This is a genomic window from Treponema brennaborense DSM 12168 (assembly GCF_000212415.1).
GTDB classification, from domain to species: Bacteria; Spirochaetota; Spirochaetia; order Treponematales; family Treponemataceae; genus Treponema_F; species Treponema_F brennaborense.
Window position 1 is genome coordinate 2,381,393 of record NC_015500.1, and the last position, 16,527, is coordinate 2,397,919.

The window sequence follows — 16,527 nt, forward strand, 5'->3', positions numbered from 1 at the left end:
AAACGGGGAAGTTCCCCGTACTTGCGAGGATTCTATGGAAAAGACATTGCGCAAATATTTTGTTTTGTTCGCACTTCCGGGTGTGATCTGTTTCTTGATAGCGTTTCTTATTCCCATGTTCATGGGTATTTATCTTTCTTTCTGCGACTTCACGAACGTTACGAACGCACAGTGGGTCGGGCTTTCAAACTATGTAAAAGCTTTTACGGTCGATAATTATTTCAATTCGGCGTTATGGACGACGACCAAGTTTACGGTCGTGTCGGTACTTTCAATCAATATAATGGCGTTCGCACTCGCCATAATGCTTACCCGCGGTATAAAAGGGACGAACGTATTCAGAACGATATTTTTCATGCCGAACCTTATCGGCGGTATCGTCCTCGGCTGGATATGGCAGGTTATCATCAACGGCGTTCTGTATAATTACGGCGCGACGATCGTTTCAAATCCCCGCTATGGTTTTTGGGGTTTGGTTCTGCTGATGAACTGGCAGAACGTCGGTTACATGATGGTCATATATATCGCGGCGATTCAGAACGTTTCAACGGATATGCTTGAAGCGGCGGCGATCGACGGCGCGAATTACTGGAAAACGCTGTTCAAAATCATCATTCCGACCGTCATGCCGTCCATTACGATCTGTCTGTTCATGACGGTTACCAACGGTTTCAAATTATTCGATCAGAACTTGGCTTTGACCGCAGGAGAACCGGGCAAACAGTCGGAAATGCTCGCACTGAACATTTACAACACGTTTTACGGGCGGTCGGGTTTTGAAGGCGTCGGACAGGCGAAAGCGGTCGTTTTCACCTTGATAGTCGCCGCTATTGCGCTGATTCAGTTGAGACTCACACGCAGCAAGGAGATCGAACAATGAAAAATTCCATCCGCGGTACAACGTCCAAGAAAATCATTTTTACCTTTCTGGTATTGGCGGCACTCTACGTGCTGTTTCCGATCGTCGTCGTATTGATGAACTCTTTTAAAGGCCGCCTGTTCATCTCAACGGAACCGTTCAAACTGCCCACGGCGAACGAGGCGGAACCGACGTTCGTCGGTCTGCTGAACTACGTAACCGGTATAAAGAAAATCAAATTCTTTTCCGCCTTCGGATATTCGCTGTGGATCACCGTCGCGTCGGTCGCGGGCATTCTGCTCATTTCGAGTATGCTCGCCTGGTTCATCACCCGGGTGAAAAACAAGGCTACCAGTATCATTTATTATTCACTGGTATTTTCAATGATCGTGCCGTTCCAGATGGTCATGTTCACCATGAGCAAGATGGCGAACCTGCTGCATTTGGACAATCCGGTCGGTATCATTCTGGTGTATATCGGCTTCGGATGCGGTATGTCGACGTTCATGTTTTCAGGATTCATAAAATCGATTCCGCTCTCCATGGAAGAAGCGGCGATGATCGACGGAGCGACTCCGCCGCAGATATTTTTCCTGGTTATCATACCCATGCTCAAAAGTACCGCCATTACCATCGGTATTCTTGAAATCATGTGGGTATGGAACGACTACTTGCTGCCGTATCTGACCATCGGTACGGACTATAAGACCATCCCGATCGCAATTCAGTATCTGCGCGGCGGCTACGGTGCCGTCGACATGGGTGCGATGATGGCTATGCTCGTTCTGGCCATGCTGCCGGTTATCATTTTCTACCTGGCATGTCAGAAGCATATTATTAAGGGTGTTCTCGCCGGCGCCGTAAAAGGCTAACCGCAGCGCACTATTGTTCTTTTCCTTGAACGGGGCGGTCGGGCAGGCAACTGTTTCGGCCGTCCCGTTCTCTTTTTCAGATTTCCGTAAAATGCCGCGCCCCGAATCTTTGCAAAACGGCGAAAAATCGATATACTATAACGTATGAATACACGTGAACCGCAGGGGCTTGACCTCATACGGGAAAAATTCAAAGCCGATAAATACGCAACGCAGGTAACCGGAATCAGCATAGACGACGCGCGTCCCGGTTACGCAAAATGTTCGCTTGAAATTACGGAAAAACATCTCAACGCGGCCGGCGCCGTCATGGGCGGCGTGCTGTTCACGCTCGCAGACTTTGCGTTCGCAGTGGCGGCGAATCAGGAAGAAGGCTGTATTACCGTTTCACTGGCAAGCCAGATTGCGTTTTTGGGCACCGCCAAAACGGCGTTTCTGAGCGCGGAAACACGCTGCGTCAAAGACGGCAAATCGACCTGTTTTTACCAAATCACCGTGCAGGACAGTCTGGGAACGCTCGTTGCGGAAATTTGCATTACCGGATTCAAAAAACAGCTTGCGGAATCGAAAGCCTGAAACCGATTTATCTTCAAAAATATGACAAACGGACCGCAATATGATATACTTTATACGGATTCATTACTGAACGACGCGCAACGGCAACATTCCGTACAAAATAAGTGAAAAGGAAATAACCATGAAAGCAACAGCACTCGACGGAACATGGAAATTACGCCCCCGGCATCCCGAACGGGTTGCCGCTTATACGGACGCATTTACCGCTCATACGGAAATACCCGTCCCGATTCCCGGAGACATTCATTCGGCTCTCATTCACGCGGGAATAATCGCGGATCCGTATTTTGCAAAAAACGAACTCGACGTACAATGGGTCGGCAAAGAAGACTGGATCATTTCACGGGAAATAAAAATCAAAAAAGCTTTTCTGAGCGGACAGCAGTTCATATCGTTTCAATTTGCCGATACTTTTTTTCACGTGTTCATAAACGGCAGAGAAGCGGGCAAAGGCGGAAACATGTTCCGCAGCTGGCGGTTCAACGTAAGCGGTTTGCTGCACGAAGGAATCAACACGATTGAAATCATGTTTGAATCAGCCGAACGGCGTGCCATCGAAAGCGCCGCCCGACAGCCCTACCCCGTACCGTACAGCGTGTATCCGGTGTATTCACCGCACCGCAATCTGGTACGCAAAACGCAGTGCCACGCGGGCTGGGATTGGGGACCGTGCATCATGGCGTTCGGCGTGTACGAATCCATCAGACTCGAACAGACGACGAAAGGCTTTATCGACTACGTCAACACCAGATACGTACGGGAAAACGACGACTGGCAGGTTGAAGTAACGACCGTTTACACCGCCATCACCGACTGTACGATTCCGGTATCGGTCAAGATAGAAGGACCGGGCATCGATACGGTCATTACGGGAACGCCGGTCAACGTTACCGTCGGTGAAAACCTGATCCGGCACACCGTAACGGTGCGCCGCCCCGAACTGTGGTGGCCCGCCGGATGCGCTCCCGAAGACACGGCGGCCGTGCTGACCGGCAGCAGTGCGCTCCGTGAAAATCCGCTGTATACGCTCACCGTTACCGCCTATCACGCCGTAAAAACCAAACGGATTGCGTTCCGCACTATCGACGTCGTAGCCGAACCCGACGAGCACGGCAAAAGCATGTACTTTAAGGTAAACGGCCGCCCCGTGTTTTCAAAAGGCGCCAACTGGATACCGTGCGACGCGCTGCCGTCCCGCCAAACTCCCCAAAAATACGAAAAACTGCTGCGCGATCTTGCGGCGGCACACATGAACACCGTGCGCGTCTGGGGCGGCGGTCAATATGAAAAGGATATTTTTTACGAATTGTGCGACCGGTTCGGCATCATGGTATGGCAGGATTGTATGTTCGCCTGTTCCCTGTACCCCGCGACGCCGCCGTTTTTACGCAGCGTCAGGGCGGAAATCCGCCATCAGGTACGCCGGCTGAAAGATCACCCTTCGCTGGCACTGTGGTGCGGCAATAACGAAGACGTCGGCGCGCTGACCTGGTATCCCGAATCGATTGCAAACCGGGACCGGTATATCATCGACTACGACCGTCTGAACGAAGGCGTACTTGCCGACGAAATCAGACAGCTCGACCCCGACCGCGCCTGGTGGCCCAGTTCACCTTCGGCGGGACCGAACGACTATTCGGACAACTGGCACGCCGACGGCCGGGGCGACATGCACTATTGGAGCGTCTGGCACGAAAAAAAATCGTTCGACGCTTATTTGACGATAAAACCGCGATTCGTTTCTGAATTCGGCTACGAATCGTTTCCGTCGCTGTCGGAAGTGCAGACCTACGCTCCCCGCGACCAGCTGAACCTGACCAGCCCGGTCATGGAATTCCATCAGCGGTCGCCCGGCGGCAACTCCATCATTCTGGAAAACTTTTCACGGTATTTCAGATTCCCCGAAGGAATCAAAAACATGCTGTATCTGAGCCAAGTGCAGCAGGCGCTCGCCATCAAGACGGCCGTCGAATACTGGCGCAGCCTGCGTCCGATCTGTATGGGAAGCATCATTTGGCAGCTGAACGACGTTTGGCCGGTCGCCTCTTGGTCTTCCATCGAATATTCGGGCAAATGGAAGCTGCTGCATTATGAAGCGAAAAAGTTTTTTGCACCGGTCGCCGTCGTGCTGTACAAAAAGGACGGAAAAATCAGCGCGCACGTGCTGAACGACACGGAAGAAAATCTGCCGGTACGCGTTGCCATCCGATTTCTCACGTTCGACGGAAAAAGCGCCGCGTCGCAAACCGGTGCGCACGCAGGAACGCAGACCGACCTCAGCATCGATGCGACCGTTGCGCCGGATTCCGTTTTGAAGGTGTTCGAGTGCCCGGAAACGGAACTGCCGCTCGCCGCCCACGAATGTTTCATATACGCGGAACTGACTTACGGCGACAACCGGAAAACGTCGAATACGCTGCTGCCGGCGCTGCCCAAGGAATGCGAACTGCGGAAAGCCTGCATAAAAACGGCCGTAAAGCGGCTCGCTCCGCAGATATTTGAAATTACCCTAACGACCGATAAACCGGCGTTCTTTACGGCGCTCGATACGAAAAAACTGGGCGGAACGTTCTCCGACAATATGCTCACGCTGCTGCCGGAAGCTCCGGTTACGGTGCGCTTTACCGCCGACAGTGAAAAACTGACGCAGGAGAAATTTGAAAAAGCGCTTTCCGTTACGACGCTGACGGACACTTACTGAAAACGGCCGGCAGCGGAAAGAAACGGCGGCTAACGGCAAACCGTTCGTCTGCCGCCGGCGGCTGTCAGCCTTTTAAGACGTACCGTAAAAAAAAATCCGACCGGAAAAACCGATCGGATTTTTTTTACGTTTTCACGGTACAGGCGGTCGCCGCACACCGGCAGCCGCCTGTACCGTCTTGACGTCCGTACTGCGAACGGAAACCTATTCCTTGATAGCGCCGCCGGCAACACCTTTGGCAAGCTCTTTCTGGAACGCAAAGTAGACGATCATAACGGGCACGGTCGCGATAATCAGCGCGGCAATTTGCCAGCCCAGCTGGATACCGGTGCGGCTCGAGAACGAATACACACCGACCGGCAGCGATTTTGTCATTTCCTTACTGGCAAAAATCAATACCAGCAGGAACTCATTCCAAACGTTCAGCGCGGTCATAATGGAAATCGTTACGATAACCGGAACGGTCATCGGACATATGATGCTGACAAACGTTCTGAACGGCTTGGCTCCGTCTATATACGCCGACTCGATCAGACTGTTCGGCAGTCCTTTAATGAACTGCGCACACAGCATGACCGAAAGCGGCAGCCCGAACGCAATATACACCATGATGATACCGATATGAGTATCGGTTAAACCGATGCCCGTCATCATAAGGAACAGCGGAATGATAACTTGGTTAACGTCGAGCAAATACCCCAGCCCGATCAGTCCGGAAACGATCAGCGCAATCCGTTTGTACTTGAACTTGCTGATACCGTATCCGATCATCAGTCCGAACAGTACGACGAAAAACGTGGATGAAACCGTATAAATGATACTGTTCAGGAACTTCATTCCCAGCGACCCGCGCTTCCAGGCAGACGTGTAGTTCCACCAAATCGTATTCCAGCTGATCGAACGCTGATACGATTTGGGCAGCTCGTTCAGCGTGATTTTGGCATTCGGAACCAATCGGGCGTTCATTTCATCCGACAAATCGGCGCGTTCCAAAAACTGCACCATAAGACGGCGCCCGCCGCCGATAGTCGTCGATTCCAGAATAACCAGCTTCTCATTGATATCGTCGAAGTTACCGGGAACGATTTCCAGCTGCTTTTGGAGCTTTTTGGGATACACGATGTTCAGCTGCGGTGCGACGACCACGTACTCGTCTTCCTTGTTGTCGAACATAGCGTGCGGCAGCGAATAAATGTTACTGTTCAGTTCTTCATTCGTTTTGAACGACGAATAGAGCATCCAAACCAGCGGCGCGATCGTAACCACAGTCCACAAAATGAAAATGAAATAGGAAAGCCCCTTCGTAAAATTTTGGGCTACCACGGATCCTGTCCGGGCTTCCTGCGGAATCGAATTGAATGTAGCCATATCAATACTCCTCGTCCGTACCGAGTTTCTTACCGACGAAATTGCTGAAGCAAATCATCACGACACTGATAAGAACAACGGTGTTTGAAATTGCGGAACCGTACGCGAATCGCATCGGATTACTGAAATCCTGGAACGCCGTCCGGTACATCAAAATGGGGAGTACTTCCGCATTTAACCGGACTATGCCGTCCGCCGCAATGGCAAATATTAAACTGAATCCTTTAAGAGAACCGGCGATAGCCAAAATGCACGACGTCAGAATGGTACCGGCCAGCAGCGGCACGATTACCTTAAAGAAAATCTGCGGCTCGTTTGCACCGTCTATTTTTGCAGCTTCAATCATACTTTCGTTGATTTTCTGCAAGTTTGCAAGGAAGATAATCATATAAAAACCGGTATATACCCAGATCAGCGCGATACCTATAGGAATCATAACTTTATTGCGGTCGAGCATCATCGTAAACTGCCGATGCGGATCGCCGGAAACGGACTGCATGATACGGGCAACGGGACCGTCGACCATAAACAGCATACGCCACATGATACCGATAACAATCATTGAAAGAAATTGCGGCAGGAACACCATCGACTGGAAAAAATTTCCGCCTTTGACCTGCTTTCTGTACAAGATAAACGCAAGAATGAATCCGATAGGAATCTGTCCGAATACGGAAACCAATACGACAATCATATTATTTTTTAATGCGTGCCAGAAATCAGGATCTGCAATCATCGTTTTATAATGTGTTAATCCCATAAAATGCCAAGCACCGCCGATATTCGGGTTGAAATCGGACAAACTCAGCACGACGGAATAACAAATGGGGTATGCAACTATAAAAAGGTACAGAAGGAACCCCGGAAGTATAAATCCAAGAAAAGTTAAAAAGTCTCTCGTATCACGTTTATTCAAAACAGAACCTCCTCGAAACTTCGGGTTGCACCGCGCGGATGCCCCTTTTAAAAGAAAGGGCTGCCCGGATTATCAGACAGCCCCTTGCATCAACCGATTCCTGCCAAGAGGATCCGATTATCTGGAATAAAGGCTTTCAACTTTTGCAGCAACCTGTGCGGCAGTTGATTTACCGGCAACGATTTCCTGCATACCTGCGTTCAGCGCGTCGTTGGGCGCACCGGTCAGCGTTGAATCGATAACGTCGCACGACACGTATTTACCCAGCGCGATTTTTTCGGAAATGATCGCGGGCATATCGGCCGGAACTTTATAATCCTTCAAAATCGGGGCAACGATCGCACCGTCGCGCAGACGCTGCGTAACTTCGGCAACACTGTTGAAGTAGTTCAGGAACTTGATGGAAGCGTCGAGCACTTCTTTTCCTGCCGCAACGGTCGCTTTCGTAATACCGTAACCGACCTGCCACGCACCGGCCATCGTATCGGGGCCTTTCTGACCGGGGAGAGACGGGAATGCGATAAGTTTGGTAACAGCCTGTGCTTCAGGTGAAATGTTACCGGCATCCCACTGACCGGTTACGTACATCAGGCATTTGCCGTTGCTGTAATCTGAAAGTCCGGTACCGGAATCGATCAGAACAGCTTTCTGAGACATAACGCCGTCTTTTACCATTTGGTTCAGGAACGCAAGACCCGAAACGACGTCCGCATCGGTGAATTTCTTGGCACCGCTGGCAATGTCGCTCATGTAATCCGTTTTGCCCGTCGTGCGGGAAAAGAGAGCCGACATCACGCAGGAACCCCACGCCCAGCCGTCCGCACCGTGAGTTGACAGAACTTCGATTCCTTTCGCTTTCGCCGCGGGAACCATGGCTTTCATGTCGTCGTACGTTTTCGGAATGTCGAAACCGAGTTCTTTAACCAGTTTTTCGTTTACGAAAACGACGGTACAGGCGTTCGACGTTCCCAGCGGCAGGTAGTATTTTTCGCCGTTCGGGCCCATTTCGGGAATCAAGCTCAAATCATACTGATTCTGATCGATGTACGGTCTCATGTCTACCTGCTGAGCAGCTTCTTTCCATGCGGTACCCCAGCGCGCGTCGGCTCCCATATACGCAACGTGCGGAACGTCGCCGGAAGCAAGGCGGGCGGGAACTTTCTGATGATACGCTTCATCATACAGCATTTCATAGTCGATATCGATAGTGGGATTGGCAGCTTCAAAAGCTTCGACAATGCGGACGAAACTCTGTCCTTCAGAATTCGAGTTGTCTCCGTAGGCAAGCACTTTAACGACTGTTTTTCCGGATTTACCGTCTTTTCCGCCGCCGGCAAAAACGATACCCATTGCCAAAACAGCAAAGAGCCCAATCAAAATAACTTTCTTTGAAAGTTTCATACATCTCCTCCTAAATAAGAAGTATGGAATACTATTCTTAAATCGGTGAAACCGAATTAAGAGCTTTGTTAGTTGAATCAATCAACTAACATTATCGTACACCTACTTTTCCAATATGTCAAACATTTTTTTAATTTTTTTCACTATTTTTTGTATAAAATTGTACTATAAGGATTTATAAGCCGAAATAACGGTCCGCCGCTTCCTGAATCGCCTGTGCGGCTTGCAGTGCGGTCATTTTTTCCAAACAAACGAGGGGCAGCACTTCGTTGCAGACCGTGCTGACTTCCTGCGGCAGGCCGCCGTCGAACACGGGTGTAATACTGAAGTACGCTTTGGTAAACGCGGCGCTTTTGGACTGAAGCGGTTCGAGCGCAGCCCCGGACGTGTTTATATCCGTGCGTGACGGGAACGGCGCGATGCCTTTTTCCATACGCCACAACTGTATTTCCGCGCTCTCAAGCCACTTGATGAGCTGCCACGCCGCTTCTTCTTTGGCAGAACCGGCCGGTATGGCGGCGCTCATTCCCCACCCCGTGCCGCAGATTCCCGCAACGCTGCCGCGCTGACGCTCGCCGGGAATCGACGGGAACACCAGCAATTCGATACGTTCCTGATCGGCAGGGCTTATGAGCGCCTTTCCCGTTACCGCGTCGGTTATAAACGAACCGATACGCCAATCGCCGTCTATCAGGTACGCGGCGCGGCCGGCCGCAAAATACCCGACCACGTCGTTGTAATTGACGTCGAACGTCGATTTTGCAATAACGTCGTCAAGGCACATCCGTTTCAAAAATTCAAACGCGGCCAGAAATTCGGGATCGGTAAATTCGGCGGTACCCGACAGGATGTGCTCCACCCAGTATTCGCCGGCGAACCGCCCGAGCAGCAGACTGAACAGACACGACTGGAGCACCCACTGCTCTTCGTTCGCCATGAGCACCGTCTCGTATCCCTGACGGGCAAGCACGGGCACCTGAGCGGCAAGTTCTTCATACGTTTGCGCAGGTTCAAGCCCGCAGGCGGCGAGCACGGCGTTATTCGCGTACAGCACGGAGGTATGCGTCATTCCGTTCGGCAATTCGCCCAAATAGCCGCCCATCTGCTTTTTCAGCGCGACTGCGTTGAACACACCGTCCAGACCGTCGCGTTCAACGAACGGAGCCAGATCTTTTACCAGATTGTTGGCGTGCAAATCGGAAGACCGTCCCGACGGCCACAGGTACAGAACGTCGGGGATCTGCCCCGCGTCCACGTACGATTTGAGGCGCTCGTGGAACGGTTCGTTGAACAGGTCTTCCCGTACGACTTTTATGTCCGGGTGCTGCGCGGAAAACGCGTTCCATACGCGTTCGATTTCATCGGTCGCGTTGGCACGAGTTATATCGAAGTAATTAAGCACGTGCAGAACGACGTTGCCACCGGAACCGTCTTTTTTTCCGGAACACCCGCACAGCAGGCACAACGAGAGAGCAACGGTTATCAGCGTGAAACCGCCCCCAATCATGATTCGCAGTTTTTTCATAAAACCTCTTTCGGAGCGGGACGGACAGCACCGCCGGTTGCCGGATACCGTTCTTTCATTTCATTAAACGGCTGCCGCAGATTTGAAAACGTTTCCAGCATCGAACGGGCCGTGCCGGACATGGAAGCCAAAGTTGGCAGCGCAAACAAATCCTCAACCACCATAGCCGCGGCACCGTACGAAACGGCAAAGTGCCCCAAAGAAGCGACGCGCACTTCATATTTACGGTGCTGATGATACGGCCACTGAAATTCGATTCGGGATGAAATGATTTTTGCTATCCGTTCGGCGAATTCGGATTCAATTCCGCCGATATACACGACTTCCAGATTCAGTATATTGACTAAAAAAGCGACGTGCCGAGCCAGTTCAAAAAAAACCGATTCCATTGAAGCGTTTTCAAACGAAATCGTTTCCAACCGGTCTTCGCCGGAAAAAAACTGTCCGGCATTGTCTGATTCCCAGAGAATGCTGCGAAATTCGCCAGCCGAACCTTCGTTTCCTTTATAAATCTGACCGTTGATAACGATCCCCATACCGACCGACAGGTTTTTTTTCGACGCGATTTTAGGCTGCAGCACCCGGTATTCGGTCAAAACGAACAGCATGTTCCCCGTACCGCGGTCGTTTGAAAGCATTTTTTCACTGTAGCAGCAGCAGCGCGCATCGTTTTCAAGAAAAACGGGAACGTCTATCTGTTCCGAAACCGACTCGACGAACCGGTACGGATCGTCTATCATAAGCGGAACGGACTGAATGATTGTGCCGTCATCGGAGTTCACCATTGCCGGCACGCCCACCCCCACGCCGATAAGCGGTATACCGCGCATTTCCGCTTCCGCGGCGATCATTTCAAACGCTTTGAAAAAAATACCGTCGCAGCGCAGCCGTTCGTACGTGTGCGGCTGCACGTTTTCCTGATACTGAAACAGCACGATTCCGTGCAGATCAAGCAGACAGCACACAAATCGCTCCGGATTGATTTCCACTCCGCCGACGCAGGCAAACGAATTGGTTATTTCAAGATATACGGGCTTTCTGCCGCCGAGCGGGCCGGGAACACCGTGAGACGTTTCCGAAATAAGACCGATGGACGACAATGAAGCCGTTATTTTGGTAACGGTCGATTTATCTATACCCAATTCGTTCGCGATTTCGATCCGGCTGATGCCTTTACTTTGCCAAATCAGACGGAGAATACGGGATACGTTTATATCTGCGGGCGAGTTAATTGATTTCATCTCTCAACTATCCTATCAGCACTTTTTGATATTTGCAATAAAAAAAACGCGTTTCCGGCCTTTTTCGTTATATTTAAGCCCGAAAACACGTTTTTCAGCTCAAAGCACACGCCGCGCGGCTATTTTTGCACCGGCGTGCGCCCTTTTCTCACCACCGCGCGGCTATTTTTGCCGGCGTGCGCCCTTTTCTCACCACCGCGCGGCTATTTTTGCCGGCGTGCGGACCGTAAACGGGAAAACGTTTTACAGCCCGTTGTTCATATTGTTTTTTTCGATATCCTTGAAATATTTCAGCGTGCCGACGCGCAGTTCGTCGGTAGCGTCTTCATCGCAGACGATAAGCGCGTGCTCGTGCAGCTGCAATTTGCTGATCGTCCACATCTGGGAAATTCCCTCTTCCACGCCGTGCTTTACCGCCATCGCCTTGTTGTGACCGGTTGCAAGGATCACCACTTCGCGGGCGTCCGTAATGGTACCGACGCCGACGGTCAGTGCGGTCGCCGGCACTTTGGAAACGTCGCCGCCGAAAAAGCGCGAATTGACCGCAATCGTATCGGCAGTCAGCGACTTGACGCGCGTACGGGATGAAAGCGACGAACCCGGTTCGTTGAACGCAATGTGCCCGTCGACGCCGACGCCGCCCAAAAAGAGGTCTATACCGCCCGCGGCTGCGATAGCTTTTTCATACGCGCGGCATTCGGCGGCGGGATCTTTTGCCATACCGTCGAGAATATGCACGTTTTCCTTTTTGATATCGATGTGATTGAAAAAATTATCCCACATAAAACGGTGGTAGCTCTGCGGATGATCGGCGGGCAGACCGACGTACTCATCCATATTGAACGTAACGACGTTTTTAAACGAAACTTTACCGGCTTTGCACAAGGCGATCAGCTGCTTATACGTTCCCAGCGGCGTGGAACCGGTCGGCAGTCCCAAAACGAACGGTTTTTCGGCCGTAGGAGCCGCGTCGATAATCCGCTTCGCAATATGATTGGCAGCCCACACCGAGCACGCGTCATAATCAGGTCTCACAATTACTCTCATATACAAACCTCATTGTATGTATAAATATCGTTTTTTCTCCGAACGGAGAAAAGTTTCCGCAAAACGCACCGCATTCGGCCGAAGCCGCCGCAGTCTGCGGCGGTTTTTATCAGGCGTTACATGATGTTCTTTTTAATATCGCCGGCTATAACCGAAATCAGCACGTTAAAATACTTGTCGAACACGACGACGTCGCCGTCGTAACCGGGAATAAGCTGTCCTTTACCCGCGTACCGCATGATCTGCGCCGGATTCGTCGAAGCGCATCGGACCGCGTCTCCCACGGGAAATCCGAACGACACCAAATTCTTGACGCCGCGGATCATCGTCAGCGCGGAACCGGCGATCACACCGTCGGCTTTCCGGTGGAAACAGCCGCCTTCAAAAACGACCTGTTCACCGTTCGCGTACAACTCGCTGCCCGCCTGCTCGGTCGGTTTGAGCGCGTCGGTAACCAGTACGATTTTATCGATCGGTTTATCGCGCATCAGCAATTTGAACAGATCGGGATGCACGTGCACACCGTCGGCTATGACCTCACACGACATTTCCGGATGGATCAGTACCGCGCCGACCGCACCGGGATTGCGGTGATGCATCTGGCTCATCGCGTTGAACAGGTGCGTCGAATGCAGAATACCGGCCTGCATACCTTCGACCATATTTTCATACAGCGCGTTGGTATGTCCGGCCTGCAGAACGATGCCCCTTTTTATGCAGTACAGCGCCAGTTCGCGCATACCTTTTACTTCCGGCGCAACAGTCATATTGACGATCGTACCTTTGGAAGCCTGCCACAGGCGTTCCATCATTTCGATATCGGTGCCCTTGATGGTTTCCGGACGCTGAACGCCCGCCTTATCGGGAGAAACGAACGGACCTTCCAGGTGAATGCCCATAATCCGCGCGCCTTCTTCTTTGCCCATCGCTTCGGTAACCGCTTCAATCGCCTTGACGAACGTAGGTTCGTCGGAGGAATACAGCGTCGGGTTGAACGAAGAAACGCCGTAGTCGGCAAGATCTTTCGACATGGCGAGGATCGAATCCGCGCTGATGTCTTCCGTTCCGTGCCCGTTGAAACCGTGAATATGCGTGTCGATCAGACCGGGTGCGATATATGCGCCTTCCACGTCGATCAGGCGAACTTTCGACGCAAAGCGCTTCTGCTCGAAACGTTTCTGACTGAAAACGTCGGCGATTTTTCCGTCTTCAATGAGAACCGCACATTTTTCCATCACGGAAAAACCGCTCAGCAGCGTACCGTTATACAGACAAATAGACATAGTAAACTCCTAAAACTGTCGGTAAAACAAGATTGTACACACACTGTACAATCTTTAATTCTCCCTGTCCAGAGTAATCATATCATAAAACGGCTAACTTTGCACGTTTTTTTCGGAATTCGGAAAATTTTGTTTGACAGATGAAATTTTCTGTGATACGCTATAGTTGATTGGATAAATCAACTAACCAAAGAGGTAGTAATATGCGCTTCGGACATTTTGACGATATAAACAGAGAATACGTTATAGAAACGCCGGAAACTCCGTACCCCTGGATCAATTATCTGGGAAATACGAAGTTCTTTTCCATCATTTCAAACACCGCCGGCGGATACGCGTTTTATACCGACGCACGGCTGCGCCGGCTGACGCGCTATCGGTACAACGACGTTCCGCTCGACAACAACGGGCGGTATTTTTATATCAAAGACGGCGATACCGTTTGGAATCCCGGCTGGAAACCCTGCCGCGTCGCCCTCGACGCGTACGAATGCCGCCACGGATTCGGCTACACTAAAATCAGCAGTTCCAAAAACGGCGTAAAAGCCGACGTGCTGTTCATGGTTCCCAACGGGGAAAACGCCGAAGTGCAGCAAGTTACGCTGACCAACGACAGCGGCGCAGCTAAAAAACTGTCTTTGGTGTCGTACGCCGAATGGTGCCTGTACAACGCGCACGACGACACGACGAATTTTCAGCGCAATTTTTCAACCGGAGAAGTCGAAATTTCCGGCAGTACCATCTATCATAAAACCGAATACCGCGAACGCCGGAATCATTTTGCGTTCTATTCGGTAAACGCGCCTATAGACGGATTCGACACCGACCGTGAAACGTTTCTCGGCCTGAGCAACGGCTGCGACGCACCGAAAACCGTTCTTGAAGGCAAAAGCGGCGATTCGGTTGCCGACGGCTGGTCGCCGATCGCGAGTCATCGTCTTAACTTGGAACTCAAAAGCGGTGAATCAAAAACGTTCATATTCGTACTCGGCTATATCGAAAACGAAACGGATAAAAAATGGGCGGCCAAAAGCGAACCCGGACTGCTCCAGACGAACGCGGCGATGCATGTGATCAACAAGGAAAAAGCGATCGCGCTGCAGCACCGGTTTTCCGCTCCGGCGCAGGTTCAGGCGGCATTCGACGAACTGAAAGCGTTTTGGAACGGAATGCTGTCGAATTTCACGCTCAAAACGGGAGACGAAAAGCTCGACCGCATGGCCGTGTGGAATCAGTACCAGTGCGTGGTTACGTACAACTTTGCCCGTTCGGCTTCCTATTTTGAAAGCGGTATCGGCAGGGGAATCGGTTTCCGCGACACCAGTCAGGACATGCTCGGCGTCGTGCATCAGCTGCCGCAGAGCCGCCTGCGCGAACGGTTGTACGACGTTGCGGCGACGCAATTTGAAGACGGCAGCGCGTATCATCAGTTTCAGCCGCTTACCAAACGCGGCAACGCCGACGTCGGCTCCAACTTTAACGACGATCCGCTGTGGCTCATTCTGGGCGTCGGCGGCTATATCCGCGAAACCGGCGACACGGAATTCCTGAATCAGCACGTTCCGTTCGACAACGACGAACGCAACACGGCGACGCTGTTCGAGCATTTGAAGCGCTCGTTCCGCTATATCACGACGCACAAGGGGCCGCACGGGCTGCCGCTCATCGGGCGGGCCGACTGGAACGACTGCCTGAACCTCAACTGCTTCAGCACCGACCCGAACGATTCGTTCCAAACGTGTACGAATAAAGACGGCGCGAACGCCGAATCGGTGATGATCGCACAAATGTTCGTGTACGTCGCGCCCGATTACGCGGCCATGTGCCGCATCGCCGGCGACGAAGCGGAAGCCGCGTTTGCGGAAAAAGCCGCCGCGGAAATGGCAGAGCAGATCTGCAAAACGGGCTGGGACGGCGAATGGTACCTGCGCGCGTACGACAACGACGGAAACAAAATCGGTTCCAAAGAATGCGGCGACGGTAAAATTTTTATCGAAACGCAGGGATTCGGTTCCATGGCTCAGATCGGCGCGGATAAAAACTACCCGATCAAAGCGCTGGACAGCGTAAAAAAACACCTCGATACGAAATACGGTATCGTCATTCTCGATCCGCCGTATAAAGAGTACCACGTGGAACTCGGTGAAGTGTCTTCATATCCGCCCGGATATAAGGAAAACGGCGGTATTTTTTGCCACAACAATCCCTGGGTCGTCATCGGTGAAGTAAAATCCGGCCGCTGCGAGCGCGCCTGGGAATATTACACGAAGATCGCACCCGCGTTTCTTGAAGACATAAGCGAAATACACCGGCTGGAACCGTACGTATACGCGCAGATGATTGCCGGCAAAGCGGCGCGCCGCCACGGTGAAGCCAAGAACAGCTGGCTGACGGGAACCGCCGCATGGAACTTCGTCGCGCTGTCGCAGTGGATCTGCGGAATCCGCGGAGAATACGACGGTCTGCGTATTGAACCGCGGCTGCCCGCCCATGTCAAAAACGCGGTGATTACCCGTAAATTCCGCGGCTGTACGTATACGATCAAGATTGAAAACCGCGACCCGGCGCGCGCCGTTTCGCTTGCGGTCGTTGAAGGCGACGGTTCGGTCAACGGCAGCCTCGTCCGGGTAAAACCCGGTACAAAGGAAATAACGATTCATGCTGTAATAGCCTGACGTTTTTCATATTTTTCTCCTTCCTTGTTTCTATCCGCCCGGATCGTCGATTCGGGCGGATTC

General features: G+C 51.8%; 12 protein-coding genes. 5 read left to right on the top strand and 7 right to left on the bottom strand.

What is annotated here, in order from left to right; genetic code table 11:
* Positions 1-34 precede the first annotated feature (34 nt).
* The 4 genes from TREBR_RS10385 (at position 35) to TREBR_RS10400 (ending at position 5,008) form a co-directional block, all read left to right on the top strand.
* A complete protein-coding gene (locus tag TREBR_RS10385; RefSeq protein WP_013759131.1) occupies positions 35-880 on the top strand; it encodes a carbohydrate ABC transporter permease in 846 nt (281 codons plus the stop codon).
* Entirely contained in the window at positions 877-1,731 is an 855-nt protein-coding gene (locus TREBR_RS10390) for a carbohydrate ABC transporter permease (RefSeq protein WP_013759132.1), read from the top strand. Before TREBR_RS10385 ends, TREBR_RS10390 begins: the two co-directional genes overlap by 4 nt.
* A gap of 144 nt (positions 1,732-1,875) precedes the next feature.
* Positions 1,876-2,307 carry a PaaI family thioesterase gene (locus tag TREBR_RS10395; RefSeq protein WP_013759133.1) on the top strand — a complete coding sequence of 144 codons (432 nt, stop codon included), beginning with the start codon at positions 1,876-1,878 and terminating at the stop codon, positions 2,305-2,307.
* A 121-nt stretch (positions 2,308-2,428) separates the two neighbouring features.
* Positions 2,429-5,008: a beta-mannosidase gene (locus TREBR_RS10400; RefSeq protein WP_013759134.1), complete on the top strand. Its 2,580-nt coding sequence runs from the start codon at positions 2,429-2,431 to the stop codon at positions 5,006-5,008.
* A 204-nt stretch (positions 5,009-5,212) separates the two neighbouring features.
* On the opposite strand, the gene TREBR_RS10405 is transcribed toward TREBR_RS10400, so the two are convergent.
* The 7 genes from TREBR_RS10405 to nagA all read right to left on the bottom strand — a co-directional run bounded on the left by TREBR_RS10405 (position 5,213) and on the right by nagA (position 13,789).
* On the bottom strand, positions 5,213-6,376 hold the full coding sequence (locus TREBR_RS10405) for a carbohydrate ABC transporter permease (RefSeq protein ID WP_013759135.1): 1,164 nt from the start codon (positions 6,374-6,376) through the stop codon (positions 5,213-5,215).
* Position 6,377: 1 nt separating this feature from the next.
* Complete coding sequence (locus tag TREBR_RS10410) at positions 6,378-7,112, bottom strand: carbohydrate ABC transporter permease (RefSeq protein ID WP_245523713.1); 735 nt, start codon at positions 7,110-7,112, stop codon at positions 6,378-6,380.
* A gap of 297 nt (positions 7,113-7,409) precedes the next feature.
* Entirely contained in the window at positions 7,410-8,693 is a 1,284-nt protein-coding gene (locus TREBR_RS10415) for an ABC transporter substrate-binding protein (protein WP_013759137.1), read from the bottom strand.
* A gap of 175 nt (positions 8,694-8,868) precedes the next feature.
* On the bottom strand, positions 8,869-10,218 hold the full coding sequence (locus tag TREBR_RS10420; protein WP_013759138.1) for an ABC transporter substrate-binding protein: 1,350 nt from the start codon (positions 10,216-10,218) through the stop codon (positions 8,869-8,871).
* A complete protein-coding gene (locus tag TREBR_RS10425) occupies positions 10,215-11,459 on the bottom strand; it encodes an ROK family transcriptional regulator (protein ID WP_013759139.1) in 1,245 nt (414 codons plus the stop codon). The genes TREBR_RS10420 and TREBR_RS10425 overlap by 4 nt, the downstream gene beginning before the upstream one ends.
* Positions 11,460-11,702: 243 nt before the next feature.
* A complete protein-coding gene (gene nagB / locus TREBR_RS10430) occupies positions 11,703-12,506 on the bottom strand; it encodes a glucosamine-6-phosphate deaminase (protein ID WP_013759140.1) in 804 nt (267 codons plus the stop codon).
* Positions 12,507-12,622: 116 nt separating this feature from the next.
* Entirely contained in the window at positions 12,623-13,789 is a 1,167-nt protein-coding gene (nagA, locus tag TREBR_RS10435) for an N-acetylglucosamine-6-phosphate deacetylase (RefSeq protein WP_013759141.1), read from the bottom strand.
* Between the two features lie 203 nt (positions 13,790-13,992).
* Between nagA and TREBR_RS10440 the strand changes: the two genes are divergently transcribed.
* Positions 13,993-16,464: a glycoside hydrolase family 94 protein gene (locus tag TREBR_RS10440; protein WP_013759142.1), complete on the top strand. Its 2,472-nt coding sequence runs from the start codon at positions 13,993-13,995 to the stop codon at positions 16,462-16,464.
* Positions 16,465-16,527 lie beyond the last annotated feature (63 nt).